General features: G+C 52.2%; 14 protein-coding genes and 2 pseudogenes. 2 read left to right on the forward strand and 14 right to left on the reverse strand.

Going from position 1 to position 15,697, the window contains the following annotated elements:
• The first annotated feature begins 107 nt into the window (after positions 1-107).
• Positions 108-1,469: a dipeptidase gene (locus XI25_RS16735; protein WP_046678845.1), complete on the forward strand. Its 1,362-nt coding sequence runs from the start codon at positions 108-110 to the stop codon at positions 1,467-1,469.
• Between the two features lie 245 nt (positions 1,470-1,714).
• Here the strand turns inward: XI25_RS16735 and XI25_RS16740 are convergent, their stop codons facing one another.
• The 7 genes from XI25_RS16740 to nrdR all read right to left on the reverse strand — a co-directional run bounded on the left by XI25_RS16740 (position 1,715) and on the right by nrdR (position 8,000).
• Positions 1,715-2,353 (reverse strand): nitroreductase family protein, encoded by a 639-nt coding sequence (locus XI25_RS16740; RefSeq protein ID WP_046678844.1) that lies wholly within the window; start codon positions 2,351-2,353, stop codon positions 1,715-1,717.
• Positions 2,354-2,518: 165 nt separating this feature from the next.
• Positions 2,519-3,496, reverse strand: coding sequence for a hypothetical protein (locus XI25_RS16745; protein WP_046679524.1), 978 nt, complete (start codon positions 3,494-3,496; stop codon positions 2,519-2,521).
• A complete protein-coding gene (locus tag XI25_RS16750; RefSeq protein WP_046678843.1) occupies positions 3,493-3,984 on the reverse strand; it encodes an RNA polymerase sigma factor in 492 nt (163 codons plus the stop codon). The genes XI25_RS16745 and XI25_RS16750 overlap by 4 nt, the downstream gene beginning before the upstream one ends.
• 122 nt (positions 3,985-4,106) lie before the next feature.
• Entirely contained in the window at positions 4,107-4,940 is an 834-nt protein-coding gene (locus tag XI25_RS16755) for a carbohydrate ABC transporter permease (RefSeq protein ID WP_046678842.1), read from the reverse strand.
• A 23-nt stretch (positions 4,941-4,963) separates the two neighbouring features.
• Entirely contained in the window at positions 4,964-5,854 is an 891-nt protein-coding gene (locus XI25_RS16760; RefSeq protein ID WP_046678841.1) for a carbohydrate ABC transporter permease, read from the reverse strand.
• Positions 5,855-5,945: 91 nt separating this feature from the next.
• Entirely contained in the window at positions 5,946-7,343 is a 1,398-nt protein-coding gene (locus XI25_RS16765) for an ABC transporter substrate-binding protein (RefSeq protein ID WP_046678840.1), read from the reverse strand.
• Between the two features lie 171 nt (positions 7,344-7,514).
• Positions 7,515-8,000: a transcriptional regulator NrdR gene (gene nrdR / locus XI25_RS16770; RefSeq protein WP_046678839.1), complete on the reverse strand. Its 486-nt coding sequence runs from the start codon at positions 7,998-8,000 to the stop codon at positions 7,515-7,517.
• Positions 8,001-8,136: 136 nt separating this feature from the next.
• Here nrdR and XI25_RS16775 point away from each other — a divergent pair, with 136 nt between their 5' ends.
• Positions 8,137-8,367 (forward strand): alpha/beta-type small acid-soluble spore protein, encoded by a 231-nt coding sequence (locus XI25_RS16775; protein ID WP_046678838.1) that lies wholly within the window; start codon positions 8,137-8,139, stop codon positions 8,365-8,367.
• 73 nt (positions 8,368-8,440) lie between these two features.
• On the opposite strand, the pseudogene XI25_RS16780 reads toward XI25_RS16775, so the two are convergent.
• The 7 genes and pseudogenes from XI25_RS16780 to pstB all read right to left on the reverse strand — a co-directional run bounded on the left by XI25_RS16780 (position 8,441) and on the right by pstB (position 15,656).
• Positions 8,441-9,005 (reverse strand): annotated as a pseudogene (locus XI25_RS16780) (lytic transglycosylase domain-containing protein).
• On the reverse strand, positions 9,002-9,598 hold the full coding sequence (gene coaE / locus XI25_RS16785) for a dephospho-CoA kinase (RefSeq protein ID WP_046678836.1): 597 nt from the start codon (positions 9,596-9,598) through the stop codon (positions 9,002-9,004). Before coaE ends, XI25_RS16780 begins: the two are co-directional and overlap by 4 nt.
• Positions 9,599-9,607: 9 nt before the next feature.
• Complete coding sequence (gene ytaF, locus XI25_RS16790; RefSeq protein WP_052759583.1) at positions 9,608-10,279, reverse strand: sporulation membrane protein YtaF; 672 nt, start codon at positions 10,277-10,279, stop codon at positions 9,608-9,610.
• A gap of 145 nt (positions 10,280-10,424) precedes the next feature.
• Positions 10,425-11,270: a DNA-formamidopyrimidine glycosylase gene (gene mutM / locus XI25_RS16795; protein ID WP_046678834.1), complete on the reverse strand. Its 846-nt coding sequence runs from the start codon at positions 11,268-11,270 to the stop codon at positions 10,425-10,427.
• Between the two features lie 107 nt (positions 11,271-11,377).
• Positions 11,378-14,040, reverse strand: a pseudogene (gene polA, locus XI25_RS16800) (DNA polymerase I).
• A gap of 165 nt (positions 14,041-14,205) precedes the next feature.
• A complete protein-coding gene (gene phoU, locus XI25_RS16805; RefSeq protein WP_046678832.1) occupies positions 14,206-14,865 on the reverse strand; it encodes a phosphate signaling complex protein PhoU in 660 nt (219 codons plus the stop codon).
• 35 nt (positions 14,866-14,900) lie between these two features.
• Positions 14,901-15,656 (reverse strand): phosphate ABC transporter ATP-binding protein PstB, encoded by a 756-nt coding sequence (pstB, locus tag XI25_RS16810; protein ID WP_046678831.1) that lies wholly within the window; start codon positions 15,654-15,656, stop codon positions 14,901-14,903.
• Positions 15,657-15,697 lie beyond the last annotated feature (41 nt).

Genomic DNA, 15,697 nt, shown 5'->3' on the forward strand with positions numbered 1-15,697 from the left:
AGTGCAGGAGTCGTCAGCTCTTTATTTCGTATTTTCGGAAAAAGGAGTAAAATAGTAAAGTATGGCATGGGATATGCCAATGTAAGCCAAAGGAGGATCCACCCAATATGAGCGTTGATTATAAAGCGTATTTTGCTGAACACCGCGAAACCCATTTGAACGAATTGAAGGAATGGTTGTCGATTCCAAGCATCTCCGCCCTGTCCGAGCACAAGGGCGATGTCGCCAAAGCGGCGGAATGGCTGGCCGGCAAGCTGAAGGAAGCAGGCCTGGAGCATGTGGAAATTCACCAGACCGAAGGTCACCCCATCATTACCGCGGATTATCTGCATGCCGAAGGCAAACCGACCGTGCTGATCTACGGCCATTACGACGTGCAGCCGGTAGATCCGCTTCATCTGTGGGAAACCCCGCCGTTCGAGCCGGACATCCGGAACGGCAAGCTGTATGCGCGCGGCGCCACCGACGATAAGGGACAGCTGTTCCTCCATGTCAAAGCCGTCGAAGCTATGCTAAAGCAGGAAAAAGATTTGCCGGTCAACATCAAGTTCTGCATCGAAGGCGAAGAAGAGGTCTCCAGCCCGAACCTGCCGATCTACCTGGAAAATAACACGGACAAGCTGGCTGCGGACGCGATCCTGATCTCCGACACTTCCCTGCTCGCCCCCGGCAAGCCTGCCATTTCCACGGGACTGCGCGGACTCTGTTCGCTGGAACTCACCTTGGAAACGGCCAATACCGACCTGCACTCCGGTTCTTTCGGCGGCGGCGTTCCGAACGCGCTGCATGCGATGGTCTCCTTGCTCGCCTCGCTTCATGACGAGAAAGGCCGCGTTAGCGTGAAAGGCTTCTATGACGGCGTGCAGGAACTTTCTCCCGAAATGCGCGAGGAATTTGCCAAGCAGCAATTCGACGAAGAGCGGTTGAAAAAGGACCTGAACCTTGACGCCCTGTTCGGCGAGGAAGGCTACAGCTTCGTGGAGCGCGTCGGCGCACGGCCTACGCTGGAACTGAACGGCGTTTACGGCGGGTTCCAGGGCGAAGGCAGCAAGACCGTCATTCCGAAAGAGGCCCATGCCAAAATCACCTGCCGTCTGGTCGCGGACCAGGACCCGCAGGCCGTACTCGACGCCATCGAGGCTCATCTTCACGCCCATACGCCGGTCGGGGCCAAGCTTACGTTCTCGCCGAAGGAAAAAGCCTTCGCGTTCAACATCGACCCGTCCCATCCGATGCTGCAAAAAGCCGCGGATGCGTTCGAGCATGTATACGGTACGCGCGCGCTGTTCACGAAAGACGGCGGTTCCATACCGATCGTCGAGAAGCTGTCCAGTACGCTGAATGCGCCTGCCGTCATGATGGGCTTCGGCTTGCCCGACGAAAACCTGCATGCGCCGAACGAGCATTTCAACCTGGAGAACTTCGACAAAGGACTGCTCACGATCGTGGAGTATTTGAAACTGATCTAAGCGGCTTGTTCCAGATAGCAAAGACTCTGGCCATCTGCCAAATGGACAGTTGCGATTTGCGTTTCACGGCAACAAACATAAGCCCGCCCCGGCAACAACGGGGCGGGCTTAGCTGCGTTCACCTTACTTCATCGTGCAGTATGCAACCCTGAATCTTTGGCCTGATCTTTCATCATGTCCGCGTCGTCCCGCACCTTTCGCGGAGTTGACAGTTAATATCGATACAGACCAGTCTTTTTGGAATTTTATTCGCCGTAATAAGTCACGAACTCTCCATTCGGTTTGCGATAGCCGCGGGGTCTTTGCTTGCCGGTGTCCTCTTTTCCAAGCGTGATCAGCATGACCGGCACATACCGTTCATCGATTTGAAGGGCTACCCGGACCGCTTCGGGATCGAAACCGATCATCGGGCAGGTATCCCAGCCCCGCTCCTTGGCGATCAGCATGAACTGCATCGCGGACAGGCTTGCGTTACGGATCGCTTCATCCCGCTTGAAGCCGTCTCCCCTGGATTCGTACATGTCATGTACTTCCCGAACGGTCTTATCGAATTCAAACTGATCGATAATGCCGAGGCTCAGCAAACCTTCATTGATAGGCCCGATGTCATGATAAGCTTCCAGATCCCCCAAAACCACGATCACCGCCGAGCTGGTCAGAACTTTATACTGCCTATATGCCGCCTCGTATACCTTCTCTTTTAGTCCGGAATCCGTCACGACCGCATAATGGGCATGCTGCAAATTAAAGGCGGAAGGCGCGTACTTGACCAGATTGAACATCTCCTCCAGCTCCTGCCGGCCGATCTTCACGTCCGGAATGAATTTCATGGCGGATCTTCTTGATTTTAAAAGCTCGGTGAATGAGTTCGCTGTTCCGTTCATGTTAAGACTCTCCTTAAGTAAACTGTAATTTTATACATTTTATCACAGTCACTATAAAAAAAGTAAGGAAATTATCGGTCATAATTGTTTAATTATGGGCTGAATTTCGACATGATTGTGAATAAAAAAATAATCCCTTGCAGCGCAAGGGATTCTAAGGGGATGTTACATACGCTCCCATAAGGCAGAGAACGCTTCGGGTTCCAGTTGAAGAAACACGGGGGCGAAACCGTATATGACGTAGTTTCCTTCTTTAAAAAGTCGGAGTTCCACCTCGGTCCCGTCTTCCAGCGTCAGATGCAAAAATTTCTGATTGCTGCCTTCGGACTGATAGATTCCCGCTTCATACAGTCCCCCCTCCTCCACGGGCTTGGCTTCATATAAAGCATTTATAAACTGCTCCAACACCGAATCCGGCCCCAAGGAATGAAACTTGTCCCCTCCCATATTCCAAGCGTCAAAATCCTGCCACTTCGCGGAAACGACCCGGCCTTTCAAATTCAGCTTGCCGACCAGATCCTCCCCCTTGGCAACCGTAATCCCGTTCAAATGTTCATATACTTCGGCGTAAATCTGCCCGTCCAGCTCCAGATAAGACATGATGCGAAACTCCTTGTCGTACCCTTTTACCGAATACACGTCCATTTCCCCGATGGTTGATGCGAGCTCCTTATAATCGGACGCTTCGCTCCATTCGTCAATGCCGGCCGTGGAGCGGCCCAGTTTTTCTCCAAGCAGCTGCTTTGCGGTTTCAGGCGTGATTTTCGTGCCCGTCTGCGTATAGATCTTCCCCTGGTATACGATTAATCCGATCATGTCCGCTTGAGCGCCGGATGTCTCGGGAAGCTTCATTTCGGGTATGGTGACGGCATTCGGGTCTTCCTTAACCGCAGGTGCAGGGCCGTCAGCCTGCGGCCGTACCGCGGATGTCACGACCGGCCTGTTCGTTTCGTTCCAAGTAAGGGATAGAACGACCCCGAGGCCCATGACGGCCGTTAGGCCTGCCGCGATAAACGCCGGGCGGTTTCTTTTTACGCGGATCGGTTCTTGCTTGTGTTCCCGAACATGCTTTGCAAGCCGCTGCTCCAGTCCCTCATCCGGCTCCATCCGATCCAGTAGCGTTTTATATTCCTTCGGGTTCATGATTCAACCTCGCTTTCCAAATCCATTTTTAACAGCTGCCTGCCGCGCGCAAGGCGCATCTTGACGGCCGATTCGCTGATTTGCAGAATGCCGGCGATCTGCCGGACCGAATAATCTTCATAATAAAACAGGTGGATGACCGCCTTATATTTGAACGGCAGTTTTATGACATGATCCATGAGGGAACGGTCGGAAGACTGTTCGAAGTATTCATCCATATCCTCCATCCGGATGACCCGCCTGCGCCATAGGCTGCCCTGCATGTTTTTGCATTGGTTCGTGACGACGCGGATCAGCCAGGCTTTTTGGTGTTCCCGGTCGGTAAATGGGGGCGATTTATACATCAGCTTGATGAATGTTTCCTGAAGGGCTTCCTCCACGTCCTGTTTGTTGCCCAAATGAACCATTGCGATTTTGAAAAGCATGCTTCCGTATAATTGATAGACTTCCGTAATATCTCCGCCCGGCCGGAGCGAATCACTCAACATGTGGCGTGACCTCCTTTTACCCTTAACACAATTATGGACGGCGTTTGGTCACATTTGGTTGAAAAAAAAACAAAAAAAAACACGCCGGAACCGGCGTGCTCTTCCAAAACATTAAAGAGTAACTACCCCTTCGTTCCGCCCTGCAAACCAAATCCTTTGGACATAAACTGCTGGGACAGAATGTACATCACAATGGCCGGAATCGCGTAAAGCACGGAAAATGCGGCCAGACTGCCGTAATCCACCATGCCGTACTGCCCGAAAAATTGATACAGTTTCAAGGAGGCCGGGAAATTCTCCGGCGACTGGAGCAGAATGTACGGGACGAAGAAATTGCCCCAGCTTCCCGAAAACGTGAATATGGCAACCGTGCAAATCCCGGGAACCATTAAAGGCGCCACCACCTTTCGAATTCCCGTGAAGACCGAGGCTCCGTCGACCCAGGCGGCCTCTTCCAGATCATTCGGCACGGAGTCCATGAAATTTTTCATCATCCATATTCCATAAGGCATGGACGAAGCCACATAGAACAGGATGACGCCGAAAATGTTGTCGTACAGCTTTAAGCCGAGAAACAATTGATATACCGGGACCATGACCGCCGTAATCGGCAGCGATGTCATAAACAGGATGGTGAGCATGAACGGCTTCTTGTATTTCATCTGGTAGCGCGATAACGGATAGGCTGCCAGCAAAGCCAACAATACCACCAGAACGGCTTGGCCGAGCGACATGAACAGGCCGATCATAAACGCCCGTTGGTTCTCGGGGCTGGTTATGACTTCGGCGTAATTGGCCCCCGTGATTCGGGAAGGAAGCTTCAGCGATTGCATCGCATTGGCGTCAACCGAAGCGACCAGAACCCACAGGAGCGGAAGAACGAAACAGATGCCGATGAATGTAAGTATCGCATACGGCAGCACCCGATAAACCACTTTGCGTTGTTTCGCATTCATATCCTTTTCCCCTCAACCCTCATTTACTCTTTCATGGACCGGATATAAAGCAGGCTCAAAACGATGCCGATGAGCAGCAGCAGCAAAGATATCGCAGTTCCATAGCCAAGCTGGTAATTTACGAAAGCCTGATTGTACATAAAAATAGGCAGCGTTGTCGTTAAGGTACCCGGTCCCCCGCCGGTCATGGCATAAATCAGGCCGAATACGCCGAGCGTCTGCAAGGTAACCAGCATCATGTTCGTCGTAATGGAACCTTTGATGTAAGGCACGATAATTCTCGTGAAGATCTTCCATTTGGAGGCTCCATCCACCACCGCGGCCTCTTCGATCTCAGTCGGTACGTCATCCAGCGCGGCCTGGAATACCAGCATGGAAAAAGCCGTGCCATGCCAAATGTTGGCCAGAATAATCGTAAGCATGGGAACGGTAAACAACCAGGTTACCTCGGAAAAACCGAAAAAAGCGATGATTGCGTTAAGCGTCCCCTCATCCCCGAAAAAGCTGTACAGGCAAAGGGCGCATACAATTTCAGGAGTGACCCAGCCTGCCAATACGATCGTGCCGATGACCCGCCTGAACATCTTGTTTTTGTGCTTCATCAAGAGGGCGATCAGAAATCCCAGCACCTGCTGACCGACCACCGCCGATCCGATCAAGAATATTAAGGTGTTCCATATGCTAACCCTAACCGTCGGGTCTTCAAACATGCGGACATAGTTGTCAAAGCCGATAAACTTCAGTTCCTTGGCGGCCTCTCCCGTTAAAGCAAGATTCGTGAAGGAATAATAAAAAGTCAACAGGATCGGATATATGAAAAACACCAGCATGATTGCAACGGAAGGAAGCAAAAAATAGAGCCACGTGGTTGTTTTTCTTCTCTTGTAACTTTGGTATACGGCCAAACTGCTCATCCTTCTCTCCTCCTCGCCTGCAGAAGAACCAAAAAGCGCTTGCTCAAGCATGCATCCCAAGAAGGAGGGCGGCTCGAGCAAGCTTTCCGTTTTATTTTTCCGCTACATGATCCGCGCCGACGATTCTTGTCACGTCCTGGGCATACTTATTCATGGCATCGGCGGGAGAAGTGCCCGTAGCCACGGATTCCACCATGGTTTGGATTTGGGTGGATACTTCCGGGTATTTTTCCTGCGCAGGCCTGAATTCGGCATTTTGCAAATATTCCGTCGCCGTTTCGTTAAACGGCATCTTGGTGTATTCGGGATCCTTGGCCACGTCCGTACGGACCGTGATATTGCCTGAAGCCGTAATCAGCTTTTGGGAATTTTCTTTATTCAGCGCATATTTAATGAAATTCCAAGCCTCTTCCTTGTGTTTGGCATGGCTTGGAATCGAAAGCGCCCAGCCTCCCGCCAGCGTGATCGACCCCGGTTCCTGCCCTTGGCTTGTCGGCATGGGGGCAAAACCAAGCACGTCTTTATACTCAGGCCAAGGTGCCGCCCCGCCTTCAAAATAATTGCCCGTAATCCAGGATCCGTCCAGGGAAATGGCGAGTTTCCCTTTCGGCAAATATTCGCGCGTCGCGGTATTTCCGGCCTGGCCGTTCAAAACTTTGGATAACGGCGGTCCCAGCTTTTCCTTGTTGACCGTTTCGATGAAAGTCAGGGCATCCAGAATCCCCTGGCTTTTAACGATCCATTTCCCGCCTTCGTTATCATACAGCCGCTCCCCTGTGCCGTAGAGCAGCATTTCATAAGTCTGCATGGAAGTCGCTTCCCCGGTAGCCTTGCCCATGTTCATCCAGATCGGCACGATATCGGGCTGTTTATTCTTGATGGTTCTCGCCGCATTCAGCACGTCTTCCCAGGTTTTCGGCTGCCAATCCTCCGGAAGGCCCGCCTGCTTGAAAATTTCCTTGTTGTACCATAGTCCCCGGGAGTCGGTGTTGTACGGAACGCCGTAAACTTTGCCGTCGCTTGCGGTAACGCCCTTTTTCATCGCCTCGATGAAGGATCCGTTGCTCCAATCCTCCCAGTCCTTTAATTTGTCGTCGAGAGGCTCAAGGTAACCTGCGCTGGCATCCGAATTCAAAATAAACGTATCCTCCGTCACGATATCCGGTGCCGTATCTTTCGATTTCAACGCCAAAGCGACCTTGGCAAAATAGTCTCCTTCCGATGCCTGAATCGGTGCCGGTTTGATTTCTACATTTTTGTCGGGGTAACTTGCCGAGAGCTCCTTGATCCATTTATAAAGAGTCCCGTTCTCTCCGATCCCGTCATCTCTAAAGGTTACGGTGATGGTCGTCTTTGGCGACTGCTGCTCCTCTCCCTTCCCGGGATTTCCGGTATCAACCGGTTTCGATTTGCCGCTGCAGCCGAATAATAAAGTAACGCACAGAACCGTCGTAACAATCAGAACATATTTTCTTTTGCCCGGCCTCACTTTTTTCCCTCCTTTATGCTGAGCCTTCTGCCTTAAACAGCCTGAATCATGGAATGAATGCGTTTACCGGCAAACCTTATTTATGCATATTATTCAGCCGGCCGGGATATTCAGAACTTTTAAAAGACGCGAAAAAGCCCTCAATTCCTTGAGGGCTTCCTTCAAAATCTGTTATGCGCGTTCATTGCCCGTATCCGACAGCGGATCTTTGGACAACAGGCTTTTCAGTTCCTTCATGAACATGTTGATGTCTTTAAACTGACGGTACACCGAGGCGAATCGAACGTAGGCCACCTCGTCGACTGGATAGAGCTGCTCCATGAGAAGCTCGCCGATCTCCCGGCTTTCCACCTCGGCTGCAGCCGTATTGCGAAGAGATTTCTCTACCTCGGAGACGATCATGTCCAGCTGGTCCACGGATACCGGCCGTTTCTCGCAGGCCCGGATCAAGCCGCGCAGCACCTTCTCCCGGCTGAATTCCTCCCGGCTCCCGTCTTTCTTGATGACCATGAGCGGAGTCTCCTCCACCATCTCGAATGTCGTAAAGCGGCGACTGCACTGCTCGCATTCGCGGCGGCGGCGGATAGACTTGTTTTCGTTGGCAGGACGGGAATCGAGCACCTTCGTTCCGGCGTAACCGCAGTATGGGCATTTCATAAACAAACATCACTTCCTTTATTTTGGATTCGCCGATCAGGCTCAACTAATTTCCAGAAAATGTACGATAAAATAGGTTATGAAGATTGCGGTTCCGAGACATAATACTTTTACCAACTCAAGGAGGTGAACAGATATGGGACAAGGCGGTAACAGAAACAGCAACAACCTCGTAGTACCTCGTGCTACAGGTGCGCTTGAGCAAATGAAATTCGAGGTTGCTCAAGAACTGGGCATCAGCATTCCACAAGACGGATACCAAGGTAACATGACTTCCTACGAGAACGGTTCGATCGGGGGATACATTACCAAGCGTCTGGTAACCCTGGCCGAGCAGCAATTGGCTGGTCAATTTTCCGGTCAATAATTAATTCTTCATCCAAAGAGTGTTAGACAGGCTTGCCACAAGCCTGTCCGGCGCTCTTTTTTGCTAATTCCGACTAGAAATGATCGTACACATCGGTATATTGATTATAATAATAAATGACTCTTTGTACATAGTGCCGGGTTTCGCCGACTGGGATTATTTTTTACGTTTTCGTAGGTTCCGTCCCACAGTCCTTTTTTAATCCAGCTTCTTACGTTGCCGGGACCGGCATTATAAGCGGCAATGGCCGCAATCGGGTTCCCGTCCATTTCCTCGTGAAGCTTTTTGATATACCAGGTACCCAGCTGGATATTGGCGTCCGCTTCATGTTTTACGCTGTCCAGCGTCACCGACGGGAGCTTGGCCATTTCCATGGCCCAGTTTGCCGTATCCGGCATCAGCTGCATGATCCCGAGCGCGCCTCTCTTGGACTCTTTGCCGGGCTTATAATTCGTTTCCACGCGAATGATGGAGGCGACGAGAAAAGGGTCAACCTCGTAATGAACCGCATGCTTTCTTATCTGATCTTTATAATAAATCGGGTACAACCACGTCATCCAGTTGCTGTTCAGAAAGAGAACCGCGATAAAAGACACCAGCAGAAGCAGCAGAACTCGTTTTTTTCTTAGCCATCTCATGGGCGTGTTATCCTGGGCCACAGCTCGTCCAATTGACGTTCGGTTTCCGCCATGCTGCCGCTGTTATCAATCACGTAATCCGCCATTCTCTTCTTCTGCTCGATATCCATCTGGCTGTCAAGCCGGGCCTTGGCCTGCTCTTCCGTCAATCGATCGCGTTCCATCAGCCGCTGAAGCTGCGTTTTCCTCGGCACGTATACGACCATCACCTTGTGAAAAAGGGATTGAAGCTCCGATTCGTACAGCAGCGGAATATCAACCACGACGAGTTGTTCCGGATTGGACTTCTCGTAAGCTTCCATCTGTCTTCGAATTTCCCGGCGTATGGCAGGATGGGTAATCCCGTTTAGCGCAAGCCGTTCCTTCGGATCGTTAAACACGATCTCACCCAGCTTTTTTCTGTCCAACTGCCCGTCCGTCTGAAGGATATCTTGTCCAAAATGCGCGGCCACCTCTGCCAAAACCGGATGACCCGGGAGCATCACCTCCCGGGCGATCACATCGGCATCCACGAGAAGGGCTCCCTTCCGGACCAGCATGGAGGACACGGTGCTTTTTCCTGTTGCAATTCCCCCGGTTAAACCGATATTCATGACTTCACCTCATAATAACTTCATTATACCCATGAAAAACAATAAAAACGCCGGCAAATAAGAGATAAACCGCATTCCGTTATTGGCTGCGGCCCGAAAGCCGACCTTCATGCCGAGCAAAAGGAACAACCCGCTGAAAAGGGCCGCAACCGCGGAGGTTACCCATGGGGAGAAACCGAGCATGGCCGCTCCCAAACCGGCTCCAAAGGCATCGAGGGACAATGCGGCCCCAAGCCACATGGCTTCCCAGGAAGAAATGCTTCCGGAGTCATCCATATCCGCCTGCGTCGGACTCCTTAAAATCTGGATCACCAGGCCTAACTTGCGGATCTCAAGCGTAAAAATTTCCTTTTTGGCCAAGGAAACCATTTTCGTTGCCGCTTCTTTCCGCGTCTCCGTCCTTATTGGACGGCGAACCGCTTCATCTCCTGCTTCCCTGTTTGACCGGGCCGCGATCTGCTGAATCAACGACCAGCCCCCCATTACCATCAAGATCACCGCACCGATCACGGAAGCTGCTGACGGGGAGAATATACGCTGCAGCAAAGTCCCGGCCTGCATGGAAATGCAAAGCACGATACCGGAGCACAACGAGATGATCACCACGGACAGAAACGGTATTTTGGTTCTCCGCAGCCCGTATGTAATCCCTGCTCCGAAGCCGTCCAGGCTTAAAGCCATGGCCAGCAGTACGGGTGAAATAAGACCGAGCACCCATCTCCCTCCTCCGGCCTGAACGTTCCGCCTAATTCCCGAAAAAGGGGACGTTTCGTCTTCGGCTAGTTCTAAGAGCAGTATATGGATGGAAGAAGGGATGGGTGCACGCCTATCTTTTAGCCTTTGGTTTTAACGGCTGGCAGCGGGAACAGTAATGCGTCCCCCGGCCGCCGACCACGGTTTTTACGACAGGGCTGCCGCAGTTGTGGCAGGGCTCGTCCTTGCGGCCGTAAATGCGGAGCTGATGCTGGAACATTCCCATCTCGCCCTGTCCGTTGACGTAAGATTTAATCGAAGATCCGCCGGCCTCGACCGCTTCCAAAAGCGTGGACCGGATTGCCTCATACAGGCGTTCCAGCTCGTTGTCCTTCAGCGAATTGGCCATCCGCTCGGGATGAATGCCCGCTTTGAACAACGCCTCATCGACATAAATATTCCCGATGCCGACCACGTATGCCTGGTTTAACAGGACAACCTTGATTTTTGTTTTTTTGGTCCCGACGATTTCTTTGAATGCCCCCAAAGTAAAGGTATCGTCCAGAGGCTCATAACCCAGTTTGCACAGCGGCGGAAGCTTGAACTCTTCCCCGGGCGCAAACAAATGCATCGTTCCGAACTGCCGCACGTCCTTGTACCGCAGCTCCGTACCGTCATCAAAATGAAAAATGACGTGAGTATGCTTCTCCACGGGATCGCCCGAGGAATACAACCCGTAGCGTCCCTCCATCCTCAGATGGGAGACAAGCACAAGCCCGTCAAGCTTGATTCGCAAAAACTTGCCGCGGCGTTCAACGCCTTCTACGGTATGTCCCTTGAGCATAAAAGCAAAAGCTTCGATATCGTCGGGACGCTGAATGATCCGCGGCAGATGGACTGTAACATGATCTATATGCTTTCCCTTAATCAGTTGATTAAGCGTTCGTTTTACGGTTTCTACTTCCGGCAATTCCGGCATGATGGCTTCACCTCTATCCTATTATAACGGATGTGAAGTCGCAGCGGCCTATCGATTTTGGGGAGATTTCGGCTTAAGCCCCTTCCAAAGCCGGGCATTCCCGGCCTTTACTTGGCCTCGTACCAATTCTCGCCGTAACTGACCTCCGATTTCAGCGGAACGGCCAGCTTAAACGCATCGCTCATCACTTCCGGCACGAGTTTCTTCATGATATCCAGCTCGTCCTCAGGCACCTCGAATACCAATTCGTCATGCACCTGCAGCAGCATGCGGCTTCTCAGCTTCCGCTCGAAAAGCGCGGCATCCATTTTCACCATGGCCAGCTTGATGATGTCGGCCGCCGTTCCCTGAATCGGCGTATTCATGGCTGTCCGCTCCGCAAAGGATCGAAGATTGAAGTTGCTGGCATTGATCTCCGGAAGATAGCGTCTGCGCTCAAGCAGCGTTTTGACATAGCCGTCCCGTTTTGCCTGCTTGACGATTTCATCCATGTACCGGCGTACGCCTTGAAATACCTCAAAATATTGATCGATGAATTTAGCCGCTTCTTTCCGCGTAATGTTCAGGTTCTGGGACAAGCCGTAATCGCTGATCCCGTACACGATCCCGAAGTTGACCGCCTTGGCCGAGCGCCGCATGTTCGAGTCCACCTCTTCTTCGCTCACGCCGAACACGTCCATCGCCGTCTTGGTATGGATGTCCATATCGTGCAGGAAGGCTTCCTTGAGACGGTCGTCATCCGAAATGTGGGCCAAAACGCGAAGCTCAATCTGCGAATAGTCCGCCGCCAGAATGGACCAGCCGGGCTCGGAAGGGACAAACACCTTGCGAAGCTTTCGTCCTTCCTCCAGACGGATCGGAATGTTCTGAAGATTCGGGTATTGGCTGCTGAGTCGTCCGGTTGCGGCGATGGTCTGGCGGTAATACGTATGAACCTTCCCGGTTTGAGGGGAGATTTCCTTGAGCAGCCCTTCGACATAAGTGGACTGCAGCTTTGCAATCGTGCGGTATTGAAGGATAAGCCGGACGATATCGTGATAAGGCGCCAGCTTTTCGAGTACTTCCGCATCGGTGGAATAGCCGGTTTTCGTCTTTTTTGATAACCGGAAGCTGCAGCTTCACAAACAGGATTTCGCCAAGCTGCTTCGGCGAGTTGAGGTTGAATTCCATGCCGGCGATCTCGTAAATTTCGGTTACGAGCTTTGCGATCTGCTCTTCGAATTCACGGCCGAGTTCCTTGAGCGCTTCCTCATTTACCGCGATGCCCTGTTTTTCCATATCGGCCAAAATGCGCGAAAGCGGCATTTCCAGCTCATGGAACAGAGGCAGCATTTCGTTGTCGGTCAGCTCCCGCTCCTGCAGCGGAAGAATCTCTGCAATGGCTTCGCATTTTCTCGCCAGATGATTGCTGAGGACTTCCGTTTCGGGAACCTTCCATTTGGCCCCCTTGCCGAACACATCGTCGTCGGACTCCAGGAAAGACAGGCCGTATTTCGCGGCAAGACCGCTTAACGTCTGGTTGGATTCCGTCGGGTCCAGCAGATAGGCCGCCAGATGAACGTCAAAAGCTGCTCCCGCAAACGCGATGCCCTGCCAGTGAAGGGCAAGGTCGATGCGGTGAAGGTCATATCCCCGTTTCGGAATGGCGCTGTCCGCCAGCCAAATCCGAATCGGCTCCGCCGCTTCGGATGTCAACAGCTCAAACGGGATATAATATTGCTGTTCATCGCCTGCCAGTACAAGAGCAATCACGTCGGCATGATGCGGATTATCCCCGTGGGTCTCCACATGCATGACTTTGATCTCGTCCAGCGCCCCGGCAACCTCGGACAAACGCTGCTCATCCACGACGGTAACCCGAACCTCGGCTTGCGGCTGAGCCGCTTCCTGCGCATGGGCTCCTCCTCCGGCATCCAGCTTCAACCGTTCGAGGAGGGATTTGAATCCCAGCTTCGCCAAAGCGGGCCCTGCCGTTTCCTGGTTCAATCCGTTGAACTTCATATCGTCCGGTGTCTGTTCCAGCGGAACTTCGCGGAAGATCGTTGCGAGCTTTTTGCTGAGTATGGCCGAATCCGCGTTTTCTTCGATTTTTTCTTTCATCTTCCCCTTAAGCTCGCCGCTGCGGGCAAGCACCTGCTCGACCGACCCGAATTCATGCAGCAGCTTAAGCGCCGTCTTCTCCCCTACGCCGGGTATCCCCGGTATGTTGTCCGAAGCATCGCCCATCAATCCTTTCAGATCGATAATTTGGGACGGCGTCAGACCGTAGCGCTCCTGGATTTGGGCAGGCCCGTAGGGCTCGATATCCGTTACCCCTTTGCGGACCATGGCAATCGTCACGTGTTCGGACGCCAGCTGAAGCATGTCCTTGTCCCCGGATACGACCATCACCTTGCGGCCTTCTTCATCCGCCAGGCGCGTAATGGTGCCGATAATATCATCCGCTTCATAGCCCCCGATTTCGAACTGGGCGACCCCCAGCCCTTGAAGCAGCTCCTTCAGCAGCGGAAACTGGCCGGAAAGCTCCGGTGGCGTCTTCTCCCGCTTCCCTTTGTATTCCTGAAAATCGGCATGGCGGAACGTTTCCTTGCCCGCATCAAAAGCAACCATCATATGAGTAGGCTTATGCTCGTCGATAAGACGGAGAAGCATCGTCGTAAATCCGTATACGGCATTGGTCTGCTGCCCGCTTGCGTTCGTCAGCGGCGGCATCGCAAAAAAACGCCCGGTAAATAATGTTGTTTCCATCAATGACAATCAACTTGTCCATTCAGGCACCTACCCCTCTAAAACTTTCCTTTTCACATGATAACATAGGTTCCCTCTAAAACCGAACCTCCAGCGGCCATTCCGCATGGTTTTCATTCCAAAGATGCCCTAAGTTTATTTCTGCACAAAAAAAAAAAACGCCGGCTTATGCCGGCGCCGTACAGTCTTATTGATTCAAGTCCGGGCGGTGTCCCGTTACGAGATAAACGGTGCTTTCTCCAATGTTCGTTGCATGATCGGCAATACGCTCGATGTACCGGCCGACCATAACAAGCAGCATGGCCTGATTCGCGGTTTCCGGATTTGAAGTCAGGTGGGAGAACAGATCATGCAGGATAACGCTGTAGAGATGGTCGACCTGATCGTCGTCTTGGGACATTTTGTAGGCCAAATCCGTATTTTCCGTCAGGTAGGATTCGATGGACTCCGATACCATCGCCCTTACGATATCGGACATCCGCGGAATGTCCACCAGCGGCTTCATCAGCTCCTGTCCCTGAAGACGGATCGTAACCTTGGCGATGTCCCGGGCCAAATCGCCCATCCGTTCCAGATCGCTGGCGATCCGGAAGGCTACCAGAATCCGGCGCAGGTCTTTCGCAACAGGCTGCTGCGTCACGATGAGGCGGGAGCCGATATCCATGATCTGCTCCTCCATCCCATTCAGCCGGGCATCCTGCTCAACGACTTGACGGGCCTTCTCCGTATCCATGGTCTGAAGCGACGACACGGCTGCCGCCAAGGCGTCCTCCATATGCGTGCTCATCTCTTTCAGCAGGGTTCTCAGCTCATCAAGCTGCTGATCAAACTCAATTCTCCGGATCATTCAACGCTCCTCCAATTCGCTATGATAAACAATACTCAGCCGAAGCGGCCGGAAATATAATCTTCCGTCCGGGCATCGGAAGGGGTAGAGAACAGCACATCCGTATCCGCCGCTTCGATCACTTCCCCGTTAAGGAAAAAGACGGTCTTTCCGGAAACGCGCGCAGCCTGGTGCATGTTGTGCGTAACCATAACAATCGTATATTTACTCTTTAATTCCTGAACTAATTCTTCAATTTTCAAAGTAGATATAGGATCAAGCGCCGAGGTTGCCTCGTCCATGAGAAGAATGTCGGGCTGAACCGCCAAAGCCCTTGCAATGCAAAGACGTTGCTGCTGCCCGCCCGAGAGGCTCAGTGCCGATCTCTTCAAAAAATCCTTGACCTCTTCCCACAAGGCCGCCTGCTTCAAGCTCTGCTCCACGATGCCGTCCAGCTCGGATTTATTGCGGACTCCGTGCAGCCGCGGGCCGTAGGCGATGTTGTCGTAGATCGATTTCGGAAAAGGATTCGGCTGCTGGAACACCATGCCTACCTGCTTGCGCAGCTCTTCCACATAAAGGTCCTCGCTGTAAATATCCTTTCCCTGAATTTTCACGCTGCCCTCAATCCGCGTCCCCGAAATCATGTCATTCATCCGGTTCAGCGTGCGAAGCAGCGTGGATTTCCCGCAGCCGGAAGGACCGATAAAAGCCGTTACCGTTTTCTCGGGTATATCCAGATTAACCTGCTTCAAAGCATGGAACGTGTCGTAGTAAAGGTTCAATTTATCAATTTGAATAATGGATTCCATTCGTTGATCATGTCTCCTTCATTTAAGCACTCAGGACAAAA

It is taken from the genome of Paenibacillus sp. DMB20 (genome assembly GCF_000987955.1).
Classification (GTDB): domain Bacteria; phylum Bacillota; class Bacilli; order Paenibacillales; family Paenibacillaceae; genus Paenibacillus_AQ.

Bases quoted from the DNA above. Each gene is read 5' to 3' on its own strand.
- XI25_RS16735 (WP_046678845.1), top strand. From the start codon at position 108: ATGAGCGTTGATTATAAAGCGTATTTTGCTGAACACCGCGAAACCCAT.
- XI25_RS16740 (WP_046678844.1), bottom strand. From the start codon at position 2,353: ATGAACGGAACAGCGAACTCATTCACCGAGCTTTTAAAATCAAGAAGA.
- XI25_RS16745 (WP_046679524.1), bottom strand. From the start codon at position 3,496: ATGAACCCGAAGGAATATAAAACGCTACTGGATCGGATGGAGCCGGAT.
- XI25_RS16750 (WP_046678843.1), bottom strand. From the start codon at position 3,984: ATGTTGAGTGATTCGCTCCGGCCGGGCGGAGATATTACGGAAGTCTAT.
- XI25_RS16755 (WP_046678842.1), bottom strand. From the start codon at position 4,940: ATGAATGCGAAACAACGCAAAGTGGTTTATCGGGTGCTGCCGTATGCG.
- XI25_RS16760 (WP_046678841.1), bottom strand. From the start codon at position 5,854: ATGAGCAGTTTGGCCGTATACCAAAGTTACAAGAGAAGAAAAACAACC.
- nrdR (WP_046678839.1), bottom strand. From the start codon at position 8,000: ATGAAATGCCCATACTGCGGTTACGCCGGAACGAAGGTGCTCGATTCC.
- XI25_RS16775 (WP_046678838.1), top strand. From the start codon at position 8,137: ATGGGACAAGGCGGTAACAGAAACAGCAACAACCTCGTAGTACCTCGT.
- coaE (WP_046678836.1), bottom strand. From the start codon at position 9,598: ATGAATATCGGTTTAACCGGGGGAATTGCAACAGGAAAAAGCACCGTG.
- ytaF (WP_052759583.1), bottom strand. From the start codon at position 10,279: ATGGCTTTAAGCCTGGACGGCTTCGGAGCAGGGATTACATACGGGCTG.
- mutM (WP_046678834.1), bottom strand. From the start codon at position 11,270: ATGCCGGAATTGCCGGAAGTAGAAACCGTAAAACGAACGCTTAATCAA.
- phoU (WP_046678832.1), bottom strand. From the start codon at position 14,865: ATGATCCGGAGAATTGAGTTTGATCAGCAGCTTGATGAGCTGAGAACC.
- pstB (WP_046678831.1), bottom strand. From the start codon at position 15,656: ATGGAATCCATTATTCAAATTGATAAATTGAACCTTTACTACGACACG.